Raw genomic sequence first — 25,598 nt, 5'->3', positions numbered from 1 at the left:
CCCGTCCATGTCCCAGTTCAGCCGCCGTACCTTCGTCGGCGCCACCGCGGCCACCGCCGCGGCTGCGGTGACCGGCCTCCCGTCCACCGCCGCCCGGGCCGCGACCCCGGCCGCCGGACGCCACTCGGGCACCGCCAAGGACGTCAAGCACGTCGTGATCCTGATGCAGGAGAACCGCAGCTTCGACCACTACTTCGGCACCCTGAACGGCGTCCGCGGCTTCGGCGACCGGCAGGCGCTCCAGTTCCCGGACGGCGGCAACGTGTTCCGCCAGCCCGACGCCGGCCGCAGCGACGGCGGCGTGATGCTGCCGTACCGGATGGACACCACCAAGTACAACGCGCAGAACGCCGGCGGTCTCGCCCACGACTGGGCCACCGGCCACCAGGCGATCAACAACGGCGCGATGAACAAGTGGGTCGCCGCCAAGGGCGAGCGCACCATGGGCTACTTCACCCGCGCCGACATCCCCTACCAGTACGCCTTGGCGGACGCGTTCACGCTCTGCGACGCGTACTTCTGCTCGCTCGCCGGGCCGACCGACCCCAACCGGCTCTACCTGTGGACGGGCACCTCGGGCCCCGGCCGCGACGGCACCACCGGTCCGTGGATCGACAACACCCCGGTCACCAACAACCCCGTCGCGGACTGGACGACCTACGCCGAGCGGCTGGAGTCGGCCAAGGTGAGCTGGCGCGTCTACCACAACCCGAGCGAGGACGAGCGGACCGGCGACTACGACGACAACGCGCTCTCCTACTTCAAGCAGTTCCACAACTTCCCCGAGGACGACCCGCGTTACGTCAACGCGATGACCAAGTGGGACCTCACCGCCTTCGACCGGCACTGCAAGGACGGCACCCTGCCCACCGTCTCCTGGCTGGTGGCGCCGTACCTGTTCTGCGAGCACCCCAACGCCAGCCCGGACTACGGCGCGCACTGGGTCGACACCGCGCTGCAGTCGCTGATGTCCAACCCGGACGTGTGGCAGCACACCGTCTTCCTGGTGATGTACGACGAGAACGACGGCTACTTCGACCACATGGTCCCGCCCGCCCCCGAGCCGGGCACGCCCGAGGAGTACGCCCAGGGCCGGGCGATCGGGCTGGGCAACCGGGTGCCGCTGTGGGTGGCCTCGCCGTGGTCGCGCGGCGGGTGGGTCAACTCGCAGGTGTTCGACCACACTTCGGTGCTGCGCTTCCTGGAGGTGGTAACCGGGGTGCAGGAGCCCAACATCTCCGCCTGGCGCCGGGCCGTCTGCGGCGACCTGACCAGCTGCTTCGACTTCACCAGGCCGGACTTCTCGATACCCCGGCTGCCGGACACCGTCGCGCTGATGGCCAAGGCGGACGCGGGGGCGAAGCTCCCGGGCGTCGTCCTGCCCGCGACCGGCACCCAGTCGATGCCCGTCCAGGAGCCGGGCGGCCGCCCGCACCGCAGGCTGCCGTACCGGCCGTCCGCCGACGTGGTGGTCGACCGCGCCTCGGGCAAGGTGACCTGCACCCTCGCCAACTCCGGTACGGTGGCGTTCCCCTACACCGCCTACCCCAACATCGTGTACGCCTTCACGGGCACCCCGTACACCGTCGCCCCCGGCGCCACCGGCACCCACACCTGGGACGCCTCGGCCACCGACGGACGGTACGACTTCACCGTGCACGGGCCGGACGGCTTCGTCCGCCGCTTCGCGGGCAGCGTGGTCCGGGACGGGCAGAGCGACATCGCCGTGCCCTCGGTGCACGCCACCCTGACCACCTCCGGCCTCGCCCTGAAGCTGGTCAACGACGGCGGCACGGAGGTCTCCTTCACCGCCGCCCCGAACGACTTCGCGGGCACCGCCCGCACCGTCTGGGTGGCTCCGCACTCCTCCACCACCGTCAACTGGCCGCTTGACCAAGGCCGTTACGACGTCACCGTGACCGCGGCCACTGGCACCCGCTTCACCCGCCGCTACGCGGGCACCCTGCACTGACCGTCCCGCACCCCAGGGGAGGGGCCGGTCCGCACCCGGCTCCTCCCCCGCCGAGCCTGGGTGATGCTGCCCCGGCGAACAGCCCCGGCCGTGATCGCCGCCGCGTACTCCGGCGTCTGCAACAGGCCGTGGACGATGCCCAGCTCGAACACCCGGAGCTCAACTGCGCGCGCCTCCTGAGCGACGTACTCCGGAAGCCTTGGAGAAGCGACGTGCTCCTGACGTTTCGACACATGTCGACGAACGTGGCTCCGGCATCGACCGCGAGCCCGGCCGACCCCGTGGCTCCGGTCGCGCCGGTCGCGCCGGTCGCTCCGGTGGCCCCCTTGGCGCCGGTCGCTCCGGTCGCTCCGGCCGGACCAGTGGGCCCGGTGGCTCCCGTCGCCCCGTCCGGGCCGGTGGGACCAGTGGGACCAGTGGGGCCGGTACAGCCCCTCAGCCTGTCGGCGTCGTGGCCTCCGGCGAGTGCGGCGGCAGCGGCCACACCGACGGGCCCGGCCAGGGCGGCAGGCCCGGCCGGACCGGCGACACCGGCGTCGTACCGGATCTCCCGGCATTTCTTCGATCCCCCGCCCGTCACATGGCCCACCGGGCCACTCGCCTGCACCTCGCCCGCGGCGGCCAGAATGGCCAGCCCGGTCGCCGCGACGAGAACGGGGATTCGCCGACGCACCGAACGCCGCGTCAGATTTCTGCTGTGGCCGGTCACGTGGCACACGTCCTTTCGGTGGGGGTCCGCCTGGGAGGCGCTGTGACGCCGATTCGGCACCGCCGCCCGACAGGTGCGCCAGGGCCATTGGAACCGAGAGCCACCGGTACGCCCCGCCCGTACGTCGGCCATCCGGAGGTACGACGACCGGCCCCGGGCAGACCGGTCCGTTCGACCCGCCCCGAGGGGCCCTTCGGCCCTGCGGCCGGTGGGAAAGCCCGGCCTACCGTGGAGTTACCGGTGAGTCCGGCGGTCGTCAGCGGCCGCCGCTAGTCGGGCAAGGAGAGACGGACCATGACCGAGCCGACCCTGACGACCGAGGAACTGCGCCTGCTGGCCTCGGCCGGCGGCGCGGCGCCTTCGCTGCACAACAGCCAGCCCTGGCGCCTTCGCTGGTCGGCCGCCACCACCTCGCTGCGGGTGTACGCCGACCGGGAGCGCTCGATGCCGCTCACCGACCCGGACGGCCGGGCGCTGCACATCTCGGTGGGTGCCGCCCTGTTCAACCTCCGGGTCGCCGCCCAGCACCTCGGTCTGCAGCCGGTGGTACGGCTGCTCCCCGAGGAGGGCGAACCGGACCTGCTCGCCGTGCTGGACCTCTCCCGCGCCGCCACCGCCCCGAGCACGCTCGATCTCGCCCTCGGCCGCGGCGCGGACCCGGGCCACCCCACCGCACGGTCGCGCAACCCCGCCGCGACCCCCTCCGGCCGCGACCTGTACCCGGCCGTCGCCTTCCGGCACTCCAGCCGCAGTCCGTTCGCCAACCGCGACGTACCGGAGGCGGTGCTCGGCGAGCTCATCGCGGCGGCCCGCGCCGAGGGCGCCCTACTGTCCCCGCTGGAGGAGGACGGTGTCCGCCGGGTCAGCGCGCTGACCGCCGAGGCCGAACAGCGCACGGCCGACGACCCGGCGCGGCTGGCCGAGATCGGCCGCTGGCTGCGCCCGGCGGAGCCCGCGGACGGACCGGACTCCGCGCCCGACGGCATCCCGCAGTACGCCCTGGGCCCGCAGGACCACGACGCCCGCGTCCCGATGCGCGGCTTCACCGGCCACCCGCCCCGGCCGGCTGTGCCCTCCGAGCGCTTCGAGGCACTGCCGCAGCTGTGCACCCTCACCACCCTGGGCGACCGGCCGGCGCACTGGCTGCGGGCGGGCCAGGCGCTGGAACACGTCTGGCTGCTGGCGACCGTCCACGGCGTACGGCTCTCGGTCCTGAACCAGGCACTGGAGTGGCCCGACACCCGCTGGGCGCTGCGCGACCCGGCCACCGGCCCCGGTCACGTCCAGCTGGTCGTCCGTCTCGGCTACGGCCCGCCCGGGCCGACCACCCCGCGCCGGGCGGTGCCGGAGATCCTGACTGCGGACTGAAGCGCCACGACCGCGCCCGTACGGAACCCGGCCGCCCACGGGGGCTCCTCCTGGCTGGCCATGCGCCGCTCACCCAACCCTGCCCCCCGGCAAGCCGCTTGACGGCCTCGCTAGTTTCGGATCATGAGCGAACGCAGAGCGGACGGCAGCGCGGGAGACGCGGACTACGGCACCATCGGCACCGGCTACGCCGACCACCGGCGGCCCGACCCGCGCATCGCGGAGGTGATCTCCCGGGCTCTGGGCGACGCCCGCACGGTGGTCAACGTCGGCGCCGGCGCCGGGTCGTACGAGTCGGAGGCACTGCGGGTGACGGCGGTCGAACCGTCGGCGTCCATGCGCGCCCAGCGGCCGGCCCACCTGCCGCCCGCCGTGGACGCCGTGGCCGAGCGGCTGCCCTTCGCCGACGGCGAGTTCGACGCCGCGATGACCACGTTCAGCGTGCACCAGTGGAGCGACCTCGGGGCGGGGCTGCGGGAGATGCGCCGGGTGGCGCGCGGTCCGGTCGTCGTCCTCACCTGCGACCCGGCGCTCGTCCGCGACTTCTGGCTGTACAAGTACGCCCCGCTGGTGCTGGACACCGAGGCCCGGCGCTACCCGGCGGTCCGGGACGTCACCGAGGCCCTCGGCGGCACCGTGACCGTGCAGCCGGTCCCGATCCCGGCCGACTGCACCGACGGCTTCAACGAGGCGTACTACGCCCGCCCCGAGCGCCTGCTCGACCCCGGCGCCCGCCAGGCGTGCTCGGCCTGGAGCTTCGTGGACGCCGCTCTGGCCGAGCAGTACACCGACCGGCTGCACCGCGACCTCGTCAGCGGTGCCTGGGACGAGCACCACGGCGCGCTGCGCGGTCAGCCCCGTTTCAACGGTTCGCTCGTCCTCATCCGGGCCCTCCCTGCCTGACCGGCACCCCGGCCGGCCGGGTCCGTCTCCGGATCCGGCCGGCCCGGCTGCCGCTACTCCGCGCCCCAGGCCGCCCACCGGCCGAGCGCGAACTCGCCGCCCTCGCGACGGACTTCCACCGCACCCGCCCCGCTGAAGTGCGCGGGGACGACCAACTCCCGCTCCTCCGCCGCTCGTTCGAGGATCCGGCGGCGGCTGGCCGCGGCCTGCTCCGCGTCCAGGCAGAAGCAGCTGTTGCAGGACGGTTCGAGGATCTGCACCGGGCTGTGCAGCAGATCGCCGACGAAGACCGCCCTCTCGCCCCCGGAAGCGAGCCGCAGCACGGACGAGCCGGGCGTGTGGCCGGGCGCGGACTCCAGGGTGAGGTTCTCGTCGATGCGGTGGGTGCCGTCCCACAGCACGGTCTGCCCGGCCCGGTGGACGGGCGCGATGCTGTCCTGGTAGATCAGCCGGTCGTCCACCCGACGGCCGCCTCCGTACCCGTTGTCCGGGCCGTAGTGGAAGTCGTCGGCGACCGGCACCAGGTACCGGGCGTTGGGGAAGGTCGGCACCCACTCCCCCGCGACGCCGTTGGTGTTCCAGCCGACGTGGTCGCCGTGGATGTGGGTGTTGACCACGATGTCCACGTCCTCCGGGTGGACGCCGGCCCGCGCCAGGGCGCCGAGGAAGTCGCCCTGCCGGTGGTGGAAGCGGGGTGATCCCGGCCGCTCGCGCCCGTTGCCCACCCCGGTGTCGACCAGGACGGTCTTTCCGCCGCTGCGCAGCACCCAGGTCTGCAACGCGAGCACCGCCCGGTCGCCGTCCGGCTCCCAGTGGTCCGGCACCAGCCGGTCCTTGTTGTCCTGCCACACCCCGGCCCCGGCCGCCGGAACGAGGTCGCGGGCGGGCAACGTCATCCCGCTCAGCTCGACGACCCGGATGACCTCGACGTCCCCCAGCACCGTGCGCGGTGCGTTCTCGCTGTCCATGCCCCCGACTCTAGGGAGACCGGGTGATGCTCTCAATGCTCATCCGACTCCCCCGCCGACGCCGCCACCGTGGCGCGGGCGGTTCCGTTCGAGCGGCGGCTCGAGAGCTCCTCGCACCCGCCCCGGGACGGCTCCGGCGAGGCGGAACTGTTGCGGCGCGAACGGTACCGCCAGCCGGCCCGTAGTCAATACCGGCCCCACGAATGGCCTTCACTCGTCGCCGGCGGCGGACGGATTCGTGTGCCCGGACCGATACGCAGGAATACTTGCCCCATGAGCGAAGGCCACCAGCGAACCAGATCCGTGACGTTCAAGGTGACATGCCCGTACTGCGCCGACGGGGTGCGGTACCGGGTGCGGATGGGCATGCGCGGCGCCACCACCGGGAGCGGCACGGTGCCGGAGACCTGCCAGTGGTGCGTGGGGCGCGGTTGGCTGGCGATGAACGGCCGGGCCTGGCGGTACGGGCCGCAGCGCGGCTGACCGCCAGGCCGTGCCGGTGAGGGCGATCGCAGAGCGACGCGTCCGGCCCGCCGGGGTGCGGCGGGCCGGACGCGGGTACCGCTCTCAGCCCGCCAGCAGCGCGGGCAGCTCGGCGATCGAGCCGAGCACATGGGTGGCGCCGTCGGCACGCAGACGCTCCTCGCGGTGGGCGCCGGTCAGCACTCCGGCCACCACGCCGGCGCCGGACCGGGTGCCGGTGAGCATGTCGTAGCCGGTGTCACCGACCACCGCGAGCTGGCGGACCGAGTCGGTGCGGGTGCGCAGCAGCGCGGTGAGCGGCATGTCCGGGTACGGGCGGCCGCGTCCGGCGTCGGCGGGGCAGAGCGTCAGGTCGGCGATGTCCTGCCAGCCGAGGGCGGTGAGGATGCGGTCCTGGGTGGCCCGGGAGAAGCCGGTGGTGAGCGCCACCGCGCGGCCGTCGGCCCGCAGTTGCCCGATGGCCTCGGCGGCGCCGGGGAGCGCGGCACAGTGCCCGGCGTCGATCAGGTCGTGGTAGGCGGTCTCGAAGGCGACGTTGGCGAGCTGGGCCCGCTCCTCGTCCTCGAACAGGTGGCGGAACACCGAGATCTTGGACTCGCCCATGGTGGCGCGGACGTAGTCCAGCATCTGCTGGTGGCGCTCGGTGCCGGCCTCGACGCCGAGCCGGTCGGCGGCGGCCAGGAACGCCTGTTCGACCAGGCCGTCGTCGGCCACGGTGGTGCCGGCCATGTCCAGGACGACGAGCCGGATGTCAGTGTTGGTCATGTGAACAACTGCCTTTACAGGTTGCAGATCTGTGCGGTGGTCTCGGCGATGGCCGGGGAGCAGGTCATGCCGCGGCCACCTGGTCCGGTGACCAGCCAGACGCCGTCCCTGACCTGCTCGCGGTGGACGACCCTGGTGGTGTCGACGGTCTGCGCGTAGACCCCGGCCCAGCGGCGGCGGATGCGCGGCAGCGGGCGGCCGAGCAGCTCCTCGGCCACCTCGGACAGGTGCTCGTAGGGCTCCTCGACCACGTCGAAGCCGAACGGCTGGTCGTACTCGTGGGTGTCGCCGATGGTCAGGGAGCCGTCCTGGCGCTGGACCATCAGCAGCTGCATCTTGTGCTCGGCGGCGACCGGCGGCTGCGGCTGGGCGGCCCGCAGCTCGTCGAGCGCGGCGCCGGCGAAGGCGGGGTAGTAGCGGAAGCTGTCGCCGTCGGCCACCGAGGTGGTGAGCGGCTCGTCCAGCGGGTCGGTCTGCATCATCTGCAGCCGCACCCGGCGGACCGGCAGTTCGGGCGCCAGCTCCCTGACCAGCCCGCCGAGCCAGGCACCGGTGCAGAGGATGACCAGGTCGCCCTGGTGCACCTGGCCGTGGTCGTCGCGGACCGCGTTCTCGCCGATCACCTCGCGGACCTCGCGGCCGGGCACGAAGGTGTAGCGGCCGCTGGCCTCCAGGGCCGCGCGCAGCGCGGGCTGGGCGAGCCGGGGTTCGACGGCGCCGTCCCGGGAGCACCACAGCGCGCCGAGGTACTTGCCGCGCAGCGCGGGGTTCTTGGCCCGCGCCTCGGCCGCGTCGAGCAGGCGGTAGCCGCGCTCCTCGGCGTCGGGCAGGGTCAACGCCTGCTCGGCGACGGCCAGTTCGGCCTCGGCGCGGATCACCGTGAGCGAGCCGTTGGGGCGGAAGTACAGCCCGGGCACCTTCTCCCCGATTCCGGCCCACAGGTCGCGGGCGCGCTGGGCGACGGCGAGTTCCTCACCGGCGGCCCGGCCGCTCACCCAGACCAGCCCGAAGTTGCGCACCGAGGCGCCGCGGGCCTCGCTCTCGCGCTCCAGGTGGACGACCTCATGACCGCGCTCGACGGCCTGCCAGGCGTGCATGGTGCCGAGCACGCCTGCTCCTACGACGACGATTCTCATGTCTTCAGGCTGCGGCGGCGAGATGTCCGACCGGCGTCCTCCCGACTGCGCGGAGATGAACCGATCGCAAGAGTTGTACATACAACTACATGCAACATGGCCAAAGATGTACAGCCAACACCGACGCAGGGCGGAACCCCGCACGCCGCCCCGGTCAGCCGCGCAGCACCTGGGCCCGCAGGTAGTTGCGCCGCCCGAAGTGCGGCTCGTCCACCACCGTCAGCCGCTCCACCTGGAACCTGTACAGCGCCGCCGCCCCGCCGCCGGTGAGGAACTGGTGCCGCACCTCGGGGTCCTGGGCGAACGCCGGGTACCGCCGCCGGTAGGCCGCCAGCGCCGCCTCCGCCTGCCGGCCCCACGCCTCGCCCGCCCCACCGGTCAGCTGGACACCGCGCAGCTGTTCGCCGAAGGCCGGCGGGGGCAGGAACACCGTCGCGGCGGCGCGGGCGTCCTCCGCCAGGTGCCGGCTGTGCCGGGTGGAGCGCTCGCTGACGAAGTAGAGCACAAGGTCCTCGTCATGGGCGAAGAAGGCGAGGTTGGCGTGCGGCCCGTGCTCGGGGGACGCGGTGGCGAGGGAGAGCACCATGCTCTCGGCCAGCAGCCCCTCGACCCCCTTGGCCAACTCCTCGGCGGGCCAGTCGCCCTGGGTGACTTCGAGCCGGTATGCCATCGGACATCCCCCTCCTGGCCGCTCGCCGCCCACCACGGGGGCAGCAACGACCGAGCCGGGCGAGGCTCCTCCCCCACCCGGCTCCCCATGCTGTCCCTGCCCGGCCCAACCCTCAAGGGGTCGCGGGGAACTGCTCGGACCGGCCCGCACCTTGCGCCACACCCGCACCCTGCGCCCCGGGGGACACCGGGAAACACCAAGGGGCGCGGGGAACTCCGCGAGCGACCCAGCACCCCCGTCGAGGGCTGGTCGCGCAGTTCCCCGCGCCCCTTCACCGCAATGGTTCATCCACCACAGTGGTCCAAGGTCAGTAGCGGCCCTGCCACTGCATCGCGGGCACCGCCGGCCCGCTGCCCAGCACCGGCGCCAACGCCCCGCCGCGCAGCCGGTCGACCAGCGGAGCCAGCCGTCCGGCCAGCAGCGCGAGCGGAATGCCGATCACCACACCCACCAGCGCGCCGACCGCGACGTCGTGCGGGTAGTGCACACCGACCCAGACCCGCGAAGCGGCCATCAGCGCGGCGAACACCATGGCCACCCAGCCCAGCCGTCGGTACGCGAAGACCAGCGCGGTGGCGGCGGCGAACGCGATCACCGAGTGGTTGCTCGGGAAGGACCAGTCACCGGGGAGGGGGCAGGTCTCCAGGGTGACGCTGGTGGGCATCTGCTGGCACGGCCGGTTCTCCTGGACCAGGCTCTTGAGACCGGAGTTGACCGCATAGGCCGCGATCACGACCAGCGGCGAGGCCAGCACCCTGGCCATGACCACCGAGTCGTCCGAGCGGGCCTTCCACCAGCCGTAGATCATGAAGATCGCGAACAGGCCGAGGCCGACGGCCGACCAGACCTTCACCAACTGGTCGAACCAGTGCGGGGACGAGTGCGCCCAGCCGATCACCTTGGTGTACAGGTCACCGTCGATGCCGCTGCCGTCGTAGGCGAGGAAGTACGGACTCACTGGGCAGCACCACCGGAACGTCGAGCGCGAAGGACTTCTAGGACAACTGGGATCACGGAGACAACTACTACCAGACCGATGATCGGCAGCAGATACCCGTCGATACCGCTCACGGTGGACCCGAGTCCGTACCCGGCCAGCACCACACCGACCGACCAGATCGCGCCGCCGGCCACCTGCCAGCGGGCGAAGACCCCGGCGGGCACGTCGAGCACCCCGCAGAGCGGGTTGAGCACGGTGCGGACCACGGGGATGAACCGCGCGAGCACGATCGCCTTGCCGTGGCCGTACTTGGCCAGCAGTTCCTCGGCCCGCTCGGTGCCCTGCCGCAGGCTCCTGCGGTTGCTGCGGGCGAGCAGGGCCCGTCCGCCCCGGCGCCCGATGAAGTAGCCGACCTGGGCACCGATCAGCGCCCCGGCCAGTGCGGCCGGGATCACCTGGGCGAGGTGCAGCTGCGGACCCTTGGTGGCACCGGGCACGCAGAGCAGCCCGGCGGTGAAGAGCAGCGAGTCGCCGGGCAGGAAGAAGCCGACCAGCAGACCGGTCTCGGCGAACAGGATGACGGCGACACCCAGGGCGCCGAAGGCGGAGAGCAGCGACGAGGCGTCGAGCACATTCACCGCGAGTTGGGCGGACGACTGGACCAAGACTGGCGGACCTCCCGTACGTTGGGACGCGGCCCCGCGAGGGGCACCCGAATGTCTACAATGACGTAGACAGTCGACAGGACTGTAGACGATAACTCGGAGGGTGTGCGACATGACCGACGGACCGCAGTCGCGTCGCAGTGCCGGAGAGCTGGAAGCCCAGGTGCTGGCCGCACTCTGGGCCGCCCGGCGGCCGCTGACCCCGCAGGACGTTCAGAGCGCCCTCGGCGACGGGCTGGCCAGAACCACCATCGCCACCATCCTCGGCAGGCTCCACGACAAGGGGACGGTCGAACGCACCAAGGCCGGGCGGGCCTTCGCCTACACCCCCACCGTCGAGGACCAGGCCGGACTCGCCGCCCGCCGGATGCGCAGCGAACTCGACCGGGGCGACCGCAGCACCGTGCTCGCCCGGTTCGTCTCCGACCTCTCAGCCGAGGACGAGCGCCTGCTCCGCCAGCTCCTCGGGGAGAACGAGTGATCGTCGCCGTCTGGGCTCCCCTGCTGCTGCCCTTCCTCGCCGTCCCGCTCGCCCGCCGCCTCGCCGAGGCGCTCAGCCCGCGCCTCGCCGCCTGGGTGCTGGCCGGCACCGCCGCCACCGCCGCCGGGGCGACCGCCGTCTCGCTCGGCCTGCTCGCCGCCGCCGGAATGCTGCGCCTGCCGATCGTCGCCGCGCTCGGCCACCTGGCGCCGCACCGGCTGCCCGGCGGCCCCGTCTACCCGGCGGTCGCGGCCGCCGCACTGCTGGTGGCCGCCGCCGCACTGCTGCTGCGCACCGGCCGCCGTCAGGTCACCGATCTGCGCCGGGCCCGCAGCGCCGCCGACGCGGGACGCCCCGGCTCCGCCGACCGCCAGGACTGCACCGAGCCGGTTCACCTCGGGCCGCTCACCGTCCTGGACGACGACCGCGCCGACGCCTTCGCACTGCCCGGGCCGCTCGCCCGTCCCACCGAGCCCGGCCGGGTCGTGGTCACCACCGGCATGCTCCGTGCCCTCACCGGCCCCGAGCGCGCCGTCCTGGTCGCCCACGAACAGGCCCATCTCAACGCCCGCCACCACCTCTTCCTGGCGGCGACCGAGTACGCCACCGTGCTGCACCCCGCCCTGCGACCGCTGCGCGCACCGCTCGGCTACCAGCTGGAACGGTGGGCCGACGAAGCCGCCGCCCAGGCCACCGGCGACCGCACCCTCACCGCCCGCGCGGTCGGACGCGCCGCACTCGCCGCCGCCGGGGCGCCCCGGCCGCACCGGCCCCGGCTCGCCCCCGCCGCCCACTCCGGGCCGGTCCCCCGCCGGGTCGCAGCCCTGCTCACCCCGCCCCGCCCCGGCCGCCGCACCGCGGGCCGCACCGCCGCCGCCCTGGCCCTCACCGCCTGCCTGGCCCTCACCGCCTTCGCCGCCGCCGAGGCCACCGCCGACCTCCACGACAACGTCGAAGCCGCCCAGGCCCATCGCTGACCGGGGGCGCACCATCGCGGGCGCCCGGGGAACCGCGCGCCCGCCCGCCGTCGTTGCGGCACACGGGCACCCGACCGCCCTGATCGGAGCCAGAGGAGTGAGGGAGACCGCGAGCATGCCCGTCCAGCCGATCACCGTCCTCGGCGAGTGCGTCGCCGACGCCTTCGTCCAGCCCCCCGCGCCCGGCGCGCCGGCCGCACCCGACGAGCTGACCCTCCGGGTGCACGCGGGCGGCGGCCCCGCCAACACGGCCGTCGGCCTGTCCCGGCTCGGCAGCCCCACCCGCTTCGTCGCCCGCCTCTCCGAGGACACCTTCGGCCGGCTCTTCCGCTCCCGCCTCACCGCCTCCGGCGTGGACCTCTCGCTCAGCGTCCGCGCCGCCGAGCCCAGCACCCTCGCCGTCGCCGAACTCGACCCCGACGGCCGGGCGTCGTACTCGTTCCACGCCGAACGCACCGCGGACTGGCAGTGGCGGCCCGAGGAGCTCGCGGCCGTACCGCTCACCGGCACCGCCTGCGTGCACACCGGCTCACTGGCGCTGATCCGCGAACCCGGCGGCCGCGCCGTCGAGGACCTCCTCGACCGCATCCACCGCGCCCCGGACCGCCCGACCGTCTCGATCGACCCCAACGTCCGCCCGCTGCTGGTGGATCCGGCCCGCTACCGCGAGCGCCTGGACCGCTGGTGCGCGGCCGCCGACCTGCTCCGGCTCTCCGCCGACGACCTCGGACTGCTGCTCCCCGGCGTCCCGCCCGAGGAGGCCTGCGACCGGTGGCACGCGGCCGGGGTCCGGCTGGTGGTGATCACGCTCGGCGCGGACGGAGCGCTGGCCTCGCTGGACGGCACCCGGATCACCGTCCCGGCCGTCCCCGTCCGGCTGGTGGACACCGTCGGCGCGGGCGACGCCTTCACCGCCGGGCTGCTGCACCGCCTGAGCAGCCGGGGCCTGCTCGGCGGCGCACTCGACGAGCTCACCGAAGGGGACACCGCCGACGCCTGCGCGTACGCGGCCGGGGTCGCCGCCCTCACCTGCGCCGTCCCCGGCGCCAACCCGCCCTGGGCGGACCAGCTCGACCAGGCGCGGGCCGATGTCCCGGCTCACCCGCCGACCCCTTGATCAACCGATGATCCGACCGGATGTCAGTCCCCAGCGCGACCGCCGAACGGGTGAACCCCAGCCGGCAGAGTGAATCCGGTGCGCCGAACCGCTCCCCCTCCGGTCCACCCCTCGGACCGCCGCCACCGTCGAAGCGCGGGCCCGGGCCGTCAGGGCGCGACACGAAATATCCGGCAACCCCGCCACCCGGCGAGCTCCCCGCCGTACCCTGTGTGCGGGCATCCGGGGGACATGACACACGGGCGGCCTGGAGGGCGACTCGACGGGGGGAGAGTGCGGTGCTGGACAGCCAGGGCTCGGCCCACGCAGGCCCGGTCTCACCTGGTGAGATGGCCAGGGCACACGAACTCACCCTGGCCGGCGACACCTCCCCGGTACTGCCCCGGCCCGAGATCGGCGACTCCTGGGAGCGGCTGCGCCGGCTCGGCCTCGACCCCGAGCTCGGCCGCAACGTCGACCGGCTCAGCGCCGCCGAGGTCGAGCACCGCCGCCGCGAGACCCACCTCGCCGAGGTGCTCCCGGTACTGCGCTCCACCCTGCTGCTGCCCTCCACCGGCGCCCCGCTGCTGTTCGCCGTCGCCGACGCGGAGGGCCATGTGCTCTGGCAGGAGGGCGCCCGCCACCTGCGCCGCAACGCCGACGGGATCGGCTTCGACGCCGGCGCCCGCTGGACCGAGGACGCGGTCGGCACCAACGGCATCGGCATGACCCTGCGGGTCCGCCGCCCGATGCAGGTCCACTCGACCGAGCACTACCTGCGCAGCCACCACGCCTGGACCTGTGTCGCCGCACCGGTCCACGACCCGCGCACCGGCCGGCTCACCGGAGTGGTCGACCTCAGCGGACCGGCCCGCACCATGGCCCCGTACCTGCTCCAACTCGCCGCCACCGCCGCCCGGCTGGCCGAGGCCGAGCTGCGGGCCCGTCAGCTGGAGGCACTGCACCAGCTGCGCACCGTCGCCGCCCCGCTGCTCGCCCGGATCACCGAGCCCGCCATGGTGGTGGACGACGACGGCTGGACCGCCGCCACCCTCGGCCTGCCGCCCCTCGCCCGGCTGAGACTGCCCGCCGACGGCTGGGGCTCCTCCGACATCCACTGGCTGCCCACCCTCGGCGAGTGCGCCGTCGAACCCATGGCGGGCGGCTGGCTGATCCGCCCGCTCACCGGCTCCGCCGGCGCCGTCGCCGAGCAGGCCGAACGGGCCGCCTTCCGCCTGGACCTGAGCCATCCCGGCCATCCGAAGCTGCTGGTCACTGGCGCGGCCGGCAGCTGGTCCCACGCCCTCAGCCCACGGCACGCCGAGCTCCTGCTGCTGCTCGCCGTCCACCGCGAGGGGCGCAGCGCTGCCCAGCTCGCCGAAGCCCTCTTCGCCGACCCGGCGCGCACCGTCACCGTGCGCGCGGAGATCTCCCGCCTACGCCGCTACTTGGGCGGCCTCCTGGAGCACCGCCCGTACCGGATCGCCCACTCCGCCACCGTCTCCGTGACCGGCCCCGCCGACCCCTACGACCTGCTCCCGACCTCCTCGGCCCCTGCCGTACGCGCCCTCCGCGCCGGCCTCCTCGCGGGCACGTACCGCCTGCCGGGTCAGGAGCGCGAGGAAGCGCCCGCAGCGGACGGTACGATCTCGCGCTGACTCCCGTGCCTCGTGGCACCCCTGGCCGGGAGACCCGCCGACCGGCCCACCGTGCGCGGCCCCGCGCCCCGAGGCGTGCCCCGCCGAAGACGCCTGCCCCGCCGCCTCCACGGGGTACGTCCCGGGCCCCGCCGGGCAGCCCTAGAAGCCCACCAGCTGGGCGAGTTGCTCGTCCGTGGGCCCCGTCGCCGCCTCCGCCGCCTCCGAGACGCAGGCGTACGTCCGCCTCAGCCACGACTTCACCGCGGCCTTGGACATCTCCAACAGGGCGCTGCCGTGCGGGGATTCCAGCGCGAGGTGGAGTGTCGAGCCGTGGCAGGGACAGTACGCGGGCCAGAGCTTCACGTCGCCCTGGCCGCTCAGGCCTTCGAGGCCGTCGCGCAGCAGTTGCCGGGAGAAGACCCAGTCCGCCTCGTCCGCCCGGCCCAGGTGGAAGGTGAGCTGCACCTCGTACGGCCGCTGCGGGTCGTACCGGAAGCGCGTGCGCACCTCGCCGACCAGGTCCTCCTCCAACGCGATCCGCAGGGTCAGGACCTCCTCCACCGGTGCCGGAGCACCGGTGGTTCTACCCGCCTCGTCGCCCGTGGGGGTGGCGGCGAGCGGCGGGTTGGCGGAGGCGGACAGCGGGTCGCGCGGCATGACGATCTCTCCGAGGCGGCTGGGGTTCAGGCCAGCGTGCTGCACGGTGCCGCGTCCGGCAAGAGTTGCAGAGGGTTGCAACCGGCCGTTGACCGACCGGGCCGCCGATCCACTCCCGGCCTACACGAACACACACCAGACGCTTCGTCAATTATCGGACAGGTCATACCGGTAAGTGTCATCGGTCCGTTCCGTTCCAGGGCTGGCGGAGCAGCGGTATGCCGCTGATACCCTCGTCATCCAGCCCGGATGAGGCGTGGAGAGGACACGGCGGGGGACCTGGAAGGGCGTCCGACCATGAATGCGAAGCTTCGCGACAGGCCGCGCGAGCAGCGGCAGCGCGCCGACGCGGCAGCGTGCGGCGCGCCGGTGCGCGGGCCCGTCGGCCTGGAGCGCGCGGGCCAACGCTCCGGACGGCACGGTCGGCCCAGGCCGTTCGGCGGCTTCCGGCTGCCCGGTCTGCGCTTCTCCGGCGCGGCCATGGCGATGTCCACGGTGCTGGGGATCAGCATCGCCACCACCTGGCTGCTCAACGAACAGCAGAACATCGGCCGGCGTCCCGGGGTGTCCAACGTCGGGGCGAGCCCGCCGCTGCCGAGCCCGGACGCGGCCGACGCGACCGCCGGGCCGGCCACCCGCTCCGCCGGTTCGACGCCGACCGTGACGGCGTCGGCGGAGGCCAGGGCGCTCGGCACCCCCAAGGCGGCGCCCCGGACCACCCTGGCCCCATCCGCCGGCGCCCCGGTGTCCGGTACGCCCTCGGCGTCCCCGAGCGCCCCCGCCGGCGGCCGGACCTCCGCCGCCGCACCGTCGCCCGGCGCCTCCCGGCCCGCCGGCGGCACCGCGAGCACCGGCAGCCCGAGCGGCACCGCGAGCGGCGGCCCGGCGCCCAGGTTCAGCCCGCAGCCGGACGGCGGGTTGTCCGGAAGCGGCAGTTCCGACGCGGTCGGCACCACCGGTGTCCGGCACGCCCTGACACTGACCGTCGGCGAGAACGTGACCGCGCTCCAGGTCGAACTCCGGCTGGCCCGCCCCAAGGCGCTCCCCGGCACCACCCCCTGGAGCAGCCTCCCCGGCGCGGTGGTGACGGTCGCCCAGGAGCGCGGTGCCCTGGTCTACCGCTTCACCGCACCGGTCGGCCTCGACCTCGCCCCCGGCCGCTACGCCTTCGGCGTCCGCGGCGCCCGGCCCGCCGACCCCTCGGAGCGGCCGCCGCAGGAGACCTGGGCCGCCTCCGCCTTCGCCCTGGACGCGCCCCGTGCCCTCGCCATCCGCGGCACCTTCGGCTGAGCCCCGCGCCGGCTCAGCGCGCCCGGAGGCGAGCCGAGCCTGAAAGGCGCACCCGCACCGCCCGCAGCAGGTCGTCCACCTGGTCGCCGAGCACCCGCCGCAGCGAGGGCGTCAGGTCCTCCCGGCCCAGGCACTCCTCCGCCAGCCGCACCGTCTCCGGCTCCGTGTGCCCGGCGGGGAACAGCACGCGGCCGAGCACCCTGGCCACGGTCGCCCCGCGCTGTGCCGCTTCCGGCAGCTCGGCGAAGTACCGCCGGACGTACTCCTGACGGAGCTCGTCCGCGCCCGACTGCCAGAACCCCTGCGCGACGGCGGTCATCAGGTGGTTCGACAGCGCGCCCTCGGTGAACAACTGCCGCCACGCCGCCGCCTTCGCCTCCGGCTCCGGCCTGGCGGCCCCGGCCCGGGCGGCACCCTGGCGGGCGCTGCTGCTCGGATCGGCGGCCAGCTCGGCGGCGATCCGGGCCTCGTCGGCCCGGCCCTCGGCCGCCAGCCTGGCCAGGGCGGCCCAGCGCAGCTCGCAGCTCAGCTCCCCGACCGGTGTGCCGTCGGCCAACCAGGCTTCCAGTTCGTCCAGTTGCTCCTCACCGACGGCATTCTCGATCGCGCCGCGCAGCGCGGCGACCCGCAGCCCGTCCTCGATCCCGGGGCGGGCCAGCAGCCGGCGCGACACGGCGGCGAGGCGCGCGGCGGCGGCTGGGCGCTCCTCCGGCGCCAGGTACTCGGTGACCAGCACCGCCCGGGCGAAGGTGAGGACGGCATCGACCACCGTGTCCCGGTCCTCGCCGGGCAGCTGGGTCTCGACCAGGTCCAGGTACTCGGCGGGCGCCGACTCGCCGTCGCGGACGAGGTCGCGCGCGTTCTCCCAGAGCACGGCGCGGACCAGCGGGTCCTCGATCCGGGAGAGCGAGCCGGTGACGGTGCGCCAGGAGCGCTCGTCCAGGCGGATCTTGGCCCAGGTGAGGTCGCCGTGGTTGGGCAGCAGCAGGTCGGCCCGCGCGGAACCGGTCAACTTGGGCAGCGCCGCCGGCCGGCCCGGCTCGACCTCCGCCTCGAAGCCGTCCCGCAGCACCAGGGCACCGTCCGCCCGCACGTCGTACGCCGCGATGCCGACCCGGTGCGGCCGGGTGCCGTCCGAGGCCAGCTCGGCGGTGGCGACCCGGCCGGTCCCGTCGTGGCGGACGTCGAGGCGCAGGGTGTCCACGCCGCTGGTGCGCAGCCAGCGTTCGGCCCAGCCGTGCACGTCCCGGCCGCTCTTCTCCGCCAACGCGTCGAGGAACTCGGCGAGTTCGGCGTTGCCGAAGCGGTGCCGGGCGAAGTGCTCGTTGATGCCGGCGAAGAACGCCTCGTCGCCGAGCCAGGCGACCAGCTGCCGCAGTGCGGAGGCGCCCTTGGCGTAGGCGATGCCGTCGAAGTTGACCATCGCCTCCGCCAGGCTCTCAACCCCGGTGGCGGCGATGGGGTGGGTGGTGCTCCGCTGGTCGGCGTCGTAGCCCCAGCCCTTGCGCTTGACGCCGAAGCTGGTCCAGGCCCCGGTGAAGCGGGTGGACTCGGCGGCGATCCGGTAGCCGAGGTACTCGGCGAAGGACTCGTTCAGCCACAGGTCGTCCCACCAGCGCATGGTGACCAGGTCGCCGAACCACATGTGGGCCATCTCGTGGGCGATCACCACGGCGCGCAGCTCGCGTTCGGCCTCGGTCGGGGCCGAGTGGAAGAGCATCTCCTCGCGGAAGACCACGCAGCCGGGGTTCTCCATCGCCCCCCAGTTGAACTCGGGCACGAAGGCCTGGTCGTAGCGGCCGAACGGGTAGCGCTCGTCGAAGAGTTCGTGCAGCCGGTCGAACGAGGCCCGGGTGACCTCGAAGATCTCCTCGGCCTCGCGGTCCAGGTCGGCGGCGAGCGAACGGCGGGCGTGCAGGCCGAGCGGGATCCCGTCGTGCTCGGAGTGAACGGAGTGCAGCGGGCCGGCGACCACGGTGAACAGGTACGTGCTGATCGGCTGGGTCGGCGCGAACACCCAGCGGGCCGTGCCCTCCCCGGGGTCCGCGTCCGCGCGCTCCGCCGGATCCGTGCGCTCCCCCGCGCCGTTGGCGACCAGCGTCCAGTTGGCCGGGGCGGTGGCGGCCAGGTGGATCGGGGCCTTGAGGTCGGGCTGGTCGAAGCAGGGGAAGACCAGCGGCGCGTTGTCGGGGCCGCAGGTCGCGTAGAGGTAGACCGCCCCGTCGGCCGGGTCGGTGAACCGGTGCAGGCCCTCACCGACCCGCGAGTAGCGCATCTCGGCCTCGACCAGCAGCTCGTTCTCGGCCGCCAGAGAGGTCAGTTCGAGGCGGTTCCCGTCGAGGCCGGCGGGGTCGAGCTCACGGCCGTTGAGCACCACCCGGTGCAGCGCGGCGGGCTGCAGGTCGAGGAAGGTGGCGGCGCCGGGCTCGGCGCAGCCGAAGCGGATCACCGTACTGCTGCCGAACACCTCCTCGCCCCGGGTGAGATCCAGATCGATCCGGTATTCGCGAACCTGGACGAGTCGGGCACGGATCCGCGCCTCGGTACGTTGAAGAGCTGGCATCCCTGCATGCTCGCCCGGGCGGGTGCGGGCGGGCAAGGCTTTTCGCGGTCGGCTAAGACGCCGCGGGCCCCGGCCGAGCCGTGCCGGGGCGCCGTCCGACCGCCGGGCCACAGGCCGTCAGCCAAGACCGCTGCCGGTCGGTCCAAGGCGATATGACTACGCTGGCACTGCTCGAACTGCCGCAACCACCCAGCTCAGGAGGAGAACCGTGCCGACGGACCTGACCCCAGGCGGCAACGCGCCGCTCACCGCCGGCCGCGTGACGGTCGAGGTGACGGCCCCGAAGGCACTGGACGTCTCGGGGCTGCTGCTGACCGAGGCCGGAAAGGTCCGCTCGGACGCCGACCTCGTGTTCTACAACGCCCCCAAGGGCCCCGGCGTGACCCACCGCCCGGCCACCCGCAACACCCCGGGCGCGATCACCGTGGACACCGCCGCGCTGCCGCCCGAGATCAGCAAGGTCGTGGTCACCGCCAGCCTGGACGACTCCTCGGGGACCTTCGCCGGCACCGAGCCGACCGCGACGCTGCGGGACACCATCACCGGGGCGGTCCTGGTCACCTTCACCCCGCGCCGGCTCACCCGGGAGACCGCCCTGGTGGTGGTCGAGATCTACCGGCGCGGCGACGACTGGAAGGTCCGCGCGGTCGGCCAGGGCTACGCCAACGGCCTGGCGGGCATCGCCACCGACTTCGGCGTCTCGGTGTCCGCCCCGAAGCCCGCCGCCTCCGCCCCGGCGCCGGGCGCCCTGCCCAAGGTCACCCTGGACAAGGGCCGGGTCAGCCTGGTCAAGGGCGGCTCGGTCTCGCTGGAGAAGAACGGCAAGCCGATGCTCTCCTCGGTCAAGATGGCCCTCGGCTGGGAGCCCGCCAAGCAGGGTCGCAACATCGACCTGGACGCCTCCTGCATCGCCTACGACGCCCAGCGGAACAAGATCGAGACCGCCTGGTTCATGAAGCTCAACGTCTTCGACGGCGCCATCGCCCACTCCGGCGACAGCCTCACCGGCGAGGGCACCGGCGACGACGAGTCGATCACCGTCCACCTGGAGGGCCTGCCCTCGGAGGTCTGCGGCCTGGTCTTCGTGGTCAACTCCTTCTCCGGCCAGAAGTTCACCGACATCAAGAACGCCTACTGCCGCCTGCTGGACGGCGGTTCGGGCCAGGAACTGGTCCGCTTCGACCTCACCCACGCCGAAGCCAAGACCGGCGTGGTGATGTGCAAGCTGATCCGCCAGTACTCCGGCGAGTGGGTGATGACCGCCGTCGGCGAGTACGTCGACGCCAAGACCGCCCGGGGCATGGTCCAGCCGGCCGCCGCGATGCTCTGACCGCCCCGAGCGCGGACCGTCCTGACAGCAGCCCGGACGGTCCGCGACGGCCGGCGATGCGGTGACGACCCATGAGACGGCCCGCAAGAGCGCCCGGCAGCAACTGTCGAACAGCCCCCGCGCACCGGCGGCGGTACGCCGTTTCGCAACGGCTGTGCGGGCCCTGCCATCCGACTCGGACTTCCCTACTGGGTCATCGCCGGCGCGGCAGCTGCCGTGGGCCGCGTGGCGCTCCTTCTGACGCCGTGGCGGATGGCCCGATGGCGTGCCGGCGTTCCTTCCTCCGACCCGCCGCCGAGAGGTGAGCCTCGATGGCGGGCCGCACGGGCTTCACCAGCCCTGGAAGCGCTCAGTGGTTCTGCTCCGCGAGGACCGGCTGGAGCATGGATTCAATGACGTCGGCGCTCTGGGCTCCGAACGCCCGGGCAGCCAGTTTGCCGCCGCGGTCTATCACGATGGTGGTTGGGATGAACTGCGGATTGAGGCTTCCCTTGGGGAACTTGAGGATCTGGGTGCCATCCGGATCGTAGATGCTGGGGAACGTGACGCCTTTGTTCGTCTCGAACGCGACGGCGTTGGCCCGGTCGACGTCTCTGGTGTTGATACCGAGGAACTGGACGCCCTGACTCTGGTACTTCTCCCACACCGACTCCAGGCCCTTTGCCTCGCCGCGGCAGGGGTCGCACCAGGAGCCCCAGATGTTCAGGACAACCACTTTGCCTCGGTAGTCGGACAGTTTGGCTGAGTGACCATCCAGGGTGGTACCCGAGATGTCCGGCGCGTCCTGGCGATGGCCGAGGGCAGCGGTCGAGATTCTGCTGCCCTTGGAGGAGACGAAGCCGGTCTGGTTGCCACTGCTGGCAGACGAGCCGGACGACGAGCAGCCGGCGAGGACGAACGCGGCGACGGTGGTCGCTGCGGCGAGATAGGTACGAGAGTGCTTCGTGCCAGACATGTTAAGAGCTTCGCATGGAGGTACAGGCAGACTTCGACGGTGGCTGGGCCCGGCAGGTGGCGTCGGCGACCCCGGCAGATCTCCCGGCTGGGGCCGCCGATCGTTCACCGGTCAGCGAGTGCTGAGTCCGCTGGCAGGGCGAACACAACGGCTACTTACCGTTCCGTCATGCGGTGTGACTCATGCGCAAGCCTCGACGGGCCCGATCGCGGCCTGCATCGCCATTCCGTCGACGTAGGAGTGCTTTTCCTTCACGGCCCCGTTCTCGACCAGAACAAAGTCCGCGAGGTCGACGTCGACCGCGGAGCCAGACGCAGACTTCCCGGTCAGCTTGAACTGGACAACCCAGAAGTCCTCCCCGACACGCAGCGAAACAAGTTCGAACGTCAAATCGGGGACGAGCTCGAACGTGCCGGCCACCGCCTCACGGATGGCTGCTCGCCCGCGCGCCGGGGTCTGGTCCGAGTGCAGATGGAACACCGAGTCGACCGTGTGGAGTTCGGCGATCCGGTCAGGGTCGCGGGCCTCCCAACAGGCGTGGTAGCGCTCGAACAGGTCGCGGGTGGTAGCGGTCATCCTGGCCTCCAGTCCGTAGGCATACAGCCAGATTGCATGCAACGTCCCGATCAATCCTGGGTCAAGACCTTCCGTGACGTGGAGCCGCCCGGCGATGACCCGGAAAAGTCCTGGCCGAACACACGGAAGTCGTCACCTAACCGCCGACTGTCACCAGCGGGCCGCGTCCGTGCCAGGTGATTTCGGACGTGTCGTCGCCCCCTCAGCAAACCAGCAACACATCGCCATGCCGAACAACCGTCCCCCAATGGCTACTTGACGCTCAGTTCATGTCGGGCTCACCCTCCTCCAGCGCCCAAGCCGCCTGTCAGGCCATCGCGGACCGTCTGCGCGAGCTCATGCTGGACGCCGGGCCCCAGGGCGATGAGCTGGCTGTCCGGTGCGGGTGGCATGGCTCGAAGACCTCACGGATCATCAACGCCAGGACCGCGCCCTCCGACGACGACATCCGGGCGTGGTGTCATGCCTGCGGCGCCGACGACCAAGCGGACGACCTGATCGCCAAGAGCCGCCAAGCAGATTCGATGTACATGGAATGGCGTAGGCTGACCCGCACCGCCTACGCAGGCTCCAAGAGTCCCGGATACCGCTGTACCAGCACACCCGAGCGTTCCGGGCCTACTCCTCACGGGTCGTACCGGGCCTCCTGCAAACCGAGGCGTATGCCACTGCCCTTCTCTCCAGCTCGGTGGCCTGCCGATCGAGAAGTTCCACCAGGCACTGGCCGCCGAGGGCGCCACCGAGTTCAATCGGCCCGGCTCCACCTGCCCGATGAACCAGCTGCCGCTGTACCAGCACCCGACGATGCTGTTCCCAGGTCACCCGCACTCCCACCGCCGGTACGAGCGGGGAGATTTCCCGGTCGCCGAGCATGCCCACGCCCACACGATCAAGCTCCCGGTCTGGCATCGTGAGCAGGATCTGGAAGTGGCCGAGCAGTACGTCCGCGCGGCCATCAAGATCAGCGATCATCACAAGGAGCTGCAGTGACCGTCACCTCCCTCGAGTTCGTGGCCGGCCTGGCGGCCGATGCCGAAGCCGCTGGCATCACCGGCTTCGTCGCTGCCGCCGTGATCAACTACGACGGCCGGGTCCTGCTCGTGCGTCGCAACCCCGACGACTACATGGGTGGGATGTGGGAGATCCCCTCGGGAACGGTCGAGGCCGGGGAGACCATCCTGGACGCCCTGTACCGGGAGACCGCCGAGGAAACCGGCCTGACCATCGACCAGGTCACTGGCTACGTCGGACACTTCGACTACAAGAACAGCCGCGGCGGCATGACCCGTCAGTTCAACTTCGCCGTCACCGTGGACAAGACCGAACCGGTCATCCTCACCGAGCACGACGCCCACCAGTGGGCCCTCCCCAGCGAGCTGCCCGCGGTGAGCGACGCGGTTCGCGAGCTGATCACGCGCTGAGGTGGTGCAAGTATGGCGGGGCCCGGATTCCCGGAGGGCCTCGCCACACTACGGTCGGGATGCCCTGCTGCGGCTCGTAGGCAAGGGAGTGACCGCCGATGCACTGCCGAGCTCCTGCCTGGCCTGGTCCAACTCCAGCGACAGTTCTACGGCGAGGGCGGTGCTCCAGGCCGCCGCGCTCCGCCGCGTTGATCCTGCAAGGGTCAGGTTGACTTGAGCGGGGTGCCGTCGTAGGTCCAGCGGAAGGGCCGGGCCTTGTCGTCGTAGGCGAGGGTGAATTCGCGGATCCCGGTCTGCGGCTCTGGCAAGATCGGCTCCACTCGGCCCGCCGCCCCGAGACGCCACGGCGGAAGGCGAGGCTCCTTCGTCGGCGATCGACTGCGGCGAGTCGCTTCGGCAGGCCGTTGACAGAACGTTAGTCGTCTGTGAGCGGGCCCCGGGAAGATCACTGCATCGAACGGCCACAGCCTGCTTCCGGCGACGGACCCGGCCGGTAGGAATCGAACGGGACACAGCGATGTGTCCGGCCCCAAGAGGAGTGACTGACATCTGTTCGTACGTCGAAGTCGCCGCTCTGCTCGCCGGATCCCGCACCACGGCCTTCGCTGCGTCCGGGCCACTGAGCGGCACCATCGCCGCCCGGATCGGGTCCAGTCGGCGCCGCGACACCTCTGACGAAACCGCATCCGCCTTGAAACCGGTGATTATGCACACGCCTCTGCCCATATCCGTGCCCACAGCCGCCGCGCCCCGTCGCCGGTACCCGCGATCTCTGCTCCTCGGTGGTCTGGCAGCCGCCGTCTGCGCCATGCCCGCGAGCCCCGCCCACGCGGCCACGGACACGGCGAGCCGAATCAAGCAACTCTCCTACCATGGCCACGTGTTCAGCATCCCGACTTCCTGGTCGGTGTTCGATCTGACCGCCAACCCGTCCACCTGCGTGCGCTTCGACCAGCATGCGCTGTACCTCGGAACGCCGGGCAAGGATCAACAGTGTCCGCCTCGGCTGATCGGCCGCACAGAGGCCCTCCTCGTCGAGCCGGCAACCACCCCGGCAGCTGCACAGGGGACGACGGACAACTCGGTGGCACACGAACTCGACGCCGCCGCAGGTGACATCAAGGTCACCGCCACCTACGGCGAAGACAAGTCCCTCGTCAGTGGAATCCTGGCCAAGGCCGCCCTGCCCACCGGCAGCCCGAAACAGCCCCGGACCGTGACGGCGGCGAACGCCAACCCAGCCGGTGCCGCGGCAGTCGCTTCCGTCTCCGCCAGCGTGACGAACTACGTCGGCAAGGGCTTCGAGGCCTGCACCGCGCCAGGCTCCGATGCAATGGACGCCTGGCTGTCCAACTCCCCCTACCGCGCGGTCGGCATCTACATCGGCGGCCCCAGCCGCTCGTGCGGCCAGCTCAACCTCACCGCTTCGTGGGTCCAGCAGCAGGCCGCCGCTGGCTGGCACTTCATGCCTCTGTACGCGGGCGCCATGGCCGAGAAGATCAGCTCGCCGGACAGCGAGGGAACCGCTGCCGCCGACGATGCGGTGAACCAGGCCCAGTCCCTCGGCTTGGGCGTCGGAAGCGTCCTGTACGAGGACATGGAGAGCTACACCTCGGCCTACAGCGCCAACGTGCTTGGGTACCTGTCCGCCTGGACCAAGGAGCTCCACGCCCGCGGCTATGTCTCGGCGGTCTACAGCAGCTCCTCCTCCGGTATCTCCGACCTTGTGCGGAACCTGGGCGGTTCCTACGCCATGCCGGACGTCGTCTTCGACGCGAACTGGAACGGGGTCGCCGACACCAACGACCCGATCCTGCCCGGCGGAGCGTGGGCGAGCCACCAGCGCGTCCACCAGTACAGCGGAGACGTCAAGGAGACGTGGGGCGGGGTCGAGATCTGGATCGACCGCGACTACCTCGACGTCGCCGTCGCCGCTCCGACTTCCGAGCAGTATCCGCTGTTCACCGGTTCCGCGGTCACCGACAAGGCCGGCACCGTCCACGTCTTCCGTATCAACCAGAGCGACGGCCACC

At 72.6% G+C, this 25,598-nt stretch carries 24 protein-coding genes and 1 pseudogene; 14 read left to right on the top strand and 11 right to left on the bottom strand.

The features are described 5' to 3' along the window. Window positions 1-7 precede the first annotated feature (7 nt). Window positions 8-1,972, top strand: a complete 1,965-nt coding sequence (locus ACWDAK_RS08380; RefSeq protein ID WP_427394044.1) for a phosphocholine-specific phospholipase C — start codon at window positions 8-10, stop codon at window positions 1,970-1,972. Here the strand turns inward: ACWDAK_RS08380 and ACWDAK_RS08375 are convergent. Continuing rightward, entirely contained in the window at window positions 1,951-2,529 is a 579-nt protein-coding gene (locus ACWDAK_RS08375; RefSeq protein WP_425557549.1) for a Scr1 family TA system antitoxin-like transcriptional regulator, read from the bottom strand. The genes ACWDAK_RS08380 and ACWDAK_RS08375 overlap by 22 nt on opposite strands. Window positions 2,530-2,975: 446 nt before the next feature. Here ACWDAK_RS08375 and ACWDAK_RS08370 point away from each other — a divergent pair, with 446 nt between their 5' ends. Together ACWDAK_RS08370 and ACWDAK_RS08365 are read left to right on the top strand one after the other, a co-directional pair. Next, on the top strand, window positions 2,976-4,049 hold the full coding sequence (locus ACWDAK_RS08370) for a nitroreductase family protein (protein ID WP_427394043.1): 1,074 nt from the start codon (window positions 2,976-2,978) through the stop codon (window positions 4,047-4,049). A 123-nt stretch (window positions 4,050-4,172) separates the two neighbouring features. Continuing rightward, the gene (locus tag ACWDAK_RS08365) at window positions 4,173-4,952 is read left to right on the top strand and encodes a class I SAM-dependent methyltransferase (RefSeq protein ID WP_427394042.1); all 780 of its coding nucleotides are present in this window, start codon (window positions 4,173-4,175) and stop codon (window positions 4,950-4,952) included. Between the two features lie 53 nt (window positions 4,953-5,005). On the opposite strand, the gene ACWDAK_RS08360 is transcribed toward ACWDAK_RS08365, so the two are convergent. Next, complete coding sequence (locus ACWDAK_RS08360) at window positions 5,006-5,920, bottom strand: MBL fold metallo-hydrolase (RefSeq protein WP_427394041.1); 915 nt, start codon at window positions 5,918-5,920, stop codon at window positions 5,006-5,008. Between the two features lie 273 nt (window positions 5,921-6,193). On the opposite strand from ACWDAK_RS08360, the gene ACWDAK_RS08355 reads away from it, so the two are divergent. Then, a complete protein-coding gene (locus ACWDAK_RS08355; RefSeq protein WP_344635267.1) occupies window positions 6,194-6,403 on the top strand; it encodes a hypothetical protein in 210 nt (69 codons plus the stop codon). Between the two features lie 84 nt (window positions 6,404-6,487). On the opposite strand, the gene ACWDAK_RS08350 is transcribed toward ACWDAK_RS08355, so the two are convergent. The 5 genes from ACWDAK_RS08350 to ACWDAK_RS08330 form a co-directional block, all read right to left on the bottom strand. After that, window positions 6,488-7,168 carry a phosphonatase-like hydrolase gene (locus ACWDAK_RS08350; protein ID WP_344635266.1) on the bottom strand — a complete coding sequence of 227 codons (681 nt, stop codon included), beginning with the start codon at window positions 7,166-7,168 and terminating at the stop codon, window positions 6,488-6,490. A gap of 14 nt (window positions 7,169-7,182) precedes the next feature. Then, window positions 7,183-8,304 (bottom strand): TIGR03364 family FAD-dependent oxidoreductase, encoded by a 1,122-nt coding sequence (locus ACWDAK_RS08345; protein ID WP_427394040.1) that lies wholly within the window; start codon window positions 8,302-8,304, stop codon window positions 7,183-7,185. Between the two features lie 154 nt (window positions 8,305-8,458). Then, the gene (locus ACWDAK_RS08340; RefSeq protein ID WP_427394039.1) at window positions 8,459-8,974 is read right to left on the bottom strand and encodes a pyridoxamine 5'-phosphate oxidase family protein; all 516 of its coding nucleotides are present in this window, start codon (window positions 8,972-8,974) and stop codon (window positions 8,459-8,461) included. A gap of 307 nt (window positions 8,975-9,281) precedes the next feature. Then, the gene (locus ACWDAK_RS08335; RefSeq protein WP_344635263.1) at window positions 9,282-9,932 is read right to left on the bottom strand and encodes a phosphatase PAP2 family protein; all 651 of its coding nucleotides are present in this window, start codon (window positions 9,930-9,932) and stop codon (window positions 9,282-9,284) included. Further along, entirely contained in the window at window positions 9,929-10,579 is a 651-nt protein-coding gene (locus ACWDAK_RS08330) for a DedA family protein (RefSeq protein ID WP_344635262.1), read from the bottom strand. Before ACWDAK_RS08330 ends, ACWDAK_RS08335 begins: the two co-directional genes overlap by 4 nt. 112 nt (window positions 10,580-10,691) lie before the next feature. Between ACWDAK_RS08330 and ACWDAK_RS08325 the strand changes: the two genes are divergently transcribed. From ACWDAK_RS08325 to ACWDAK_RS08310, 4 genes are all read left to right on the top strand, one after another. Next, a complete protein-coding gene (locus ACWDAK_RS08325; protein WP_427394038.1) occupies window positions 10,692-11,060 on the top strand; it encodes a BlaI/MecI/CopY family transcriptional regulator in 369 nt (122 codons plus the stop codon). Then, complete coding sequence (locus ACWDAK_RS08320; RefSeq protein WP_344635260.1) at window positions 11,057-12,037, top strand: M48 family metalloprotease; 981 nt, start codon at window positions 11,057-11,059, stop codon at window positions 12,035-12,037. Before ACWDAK_RS08325 ends, ACWDAK_RS08320 begins: the two co-directional genes overlap by 4 nt. Window positions 12,038-12,152: 115 nt before the next feature. Then, complete coding sequence (locus tag ACWDAK_RS08315; protein ID WP_344635259.1) at window positions 12,153-13,154, top strand: carbohydrate kinase family protein; 1,002 nt, start codon at window positions 12,153-12,155, stop codon at window positions 13,152-13,154. A gap of 278 nt (window positions 13,155-13,432) precedes the next feature. Next, window positions 13,433-14,791 carry a helix-turn-helix domain-containing protein gene (locus ACWDAK_RS08310; protein WP_427394037.1) on the top strand — a complete coding sequence of 453 codons (1,359 nt, stop codon included), beginning with the start codon at window positions 13,433-13,435 and terminating at the stop codon, window positions 14,789-14,791. Window positions 14,792-14,932: 141 nt separating this feature from the next. Here ACWDAK_RS08310 and ACWDAK_RS08305 read toward each other — a convergent pair whose 3' ends face one another. Further along, on the bottom strand, window positions 14,933-15,475 hold the full coding sequence (locus ACWDAK_RS08305; protein ID WP_344635257.1) for an SsgA family sporulation/cell division regulator: 543 nt from the start codon (window positions 15,473-15,475) through the stop codon (window positions 14,933-14,935). Between the two features lie 252 nt (window positions 15,476-15,727). Between ACWDAK_RS08305 and ACWDAK_RS08300 the strand changes: the two genes are divergently transcribed. Then, window positions 15,728-16,720 (top strand): hypothetical protein, encoded by a 993-nt coding sequence (locus ACWDAK_RS08300; RefSeq protein ID WP_427394036.1) that lies wholly within the window; start codon window positions 15,728-15,730, stop codon window positions 16,718-16,720. Between the two features lie 13 nt (window positions 16,721-16,733). Here ACWDAK_RS08300 and pepN read toward each other — a convergent pair whose 3' ends face one another. Then, window positions 16,734-19,283: an aminopeptidase N gene (gene pepN, locus ACWDAK_RS08295; protein WP_427394035.1), complete on the bottom strand. Its 2,550-nt coding sequence runs from the start codon at window positions 19,281-19,283 to the stop codon at window positions 16,734-16,736. A gap of 220 nt (window positions 19,284-19,503) precedes the next feature. On the opposite strand from pepN, the gene ACWDAK_RS08290 reads away from it, so the two are divergent. Next, entirely contained in the window at window positions 19,504-20,613 is a 1,110-nt protein-coding gene (locus tag ACWDAK_RS08290; protein ID WP_344635424.1) for a TerD family protein, read from the top strand. A 349-nt stretch (window positions 20,614-20,962) separates the two neighbouring features. Here the strand turns inward: ACWDAK_RS08290 and ACWDAK_RS08285 are convergent, their stop codons facing one another. Together ACWDAK_RS08285 and ACWDAK_RS08280 are read right to left on the bottom strand one after the other, a co-directional pair. Continuing rightward, a complete protein-coding gene (locus ACWDAK_RS08285) occupies window positions 20,963-21,568 on the bottom strand; it encodes a TlpA family protein disulfide reductase (protein WP_427394034.1) in 606 nt (201 codons plus the stop codon). A gap of 180 nt (window positions 21,569-21,748) precedes the next feature. Continuing rightward, window positions 21,749-22,144, bottom strand: coding sequence for a nuclear transport factor 2 family protein (locus ACWDAK_RS08280; protein ID WP_427394033.1), 396 nt, complete (start codon window positions 22,142-22,144; stop codon window positions 21,749-21,751). Window positions 22,145-22,413: 269 nt separating this feature from the next. Here ACWDAK_RS08280 and ACWDAK_RS08275 point away from each other — a divergent pair. The 4 genes and pseudogenes from ACWDAK_RS08275 to ACWDAK_RS08260 form a co-directional block, all read left to right on the top strand. After that, window positions 22,414-22,844: pseudogene (locus ACWDAK_RS08275) on the top strand (Scr1 family TA system antitoxin-like transcriptional regulator); the annotation flags it as partial. A gap of 71 nt (window positions 22,845-22,915) precedes the next feature. After that, window positions 22,916-23,134: a hypothetical protein gene (locus ACWDAK_RS08270; protein ID WP_427394032.1), complete on the top strand. Its 219-nt coding sequence runs from the start codon at window positions 22,916-22,918 to the stop codon at window positions 23,132-23,134. Continuing rightward, a complete protein-coding gene (locus ACWDAK_RS08265) occupies window positions 23,131-23,565 on the top strand; it encodes an NUDIX hydrolase (RefSeq protein WP_427394031.1) in 435 nt (144 codons plus the stop codon). The genes ACWDAK_RS08270 and ACWDAK_RS08265 overlap by 4 nt, the downstream gene beginning before the upstream one ends. A gap of 880 nt (window positions 23,566-24,445) precedes the next feature. Next, window positions 24,446-25,598, top strand: a 1,153-nt coding sequence (locus ACWDAK_RS08260) for a DUF1906 domain-containing protein (protein WP_449806450.1), incomplete at its 3' end; no start/stop codon positions are given.

This window comes from Kitasatospora sp. NPDC001175 (assembly GCF_053598215.1).
This window is presented reverse-complemented; position numbering and strand designations above follow the sequence as displayed.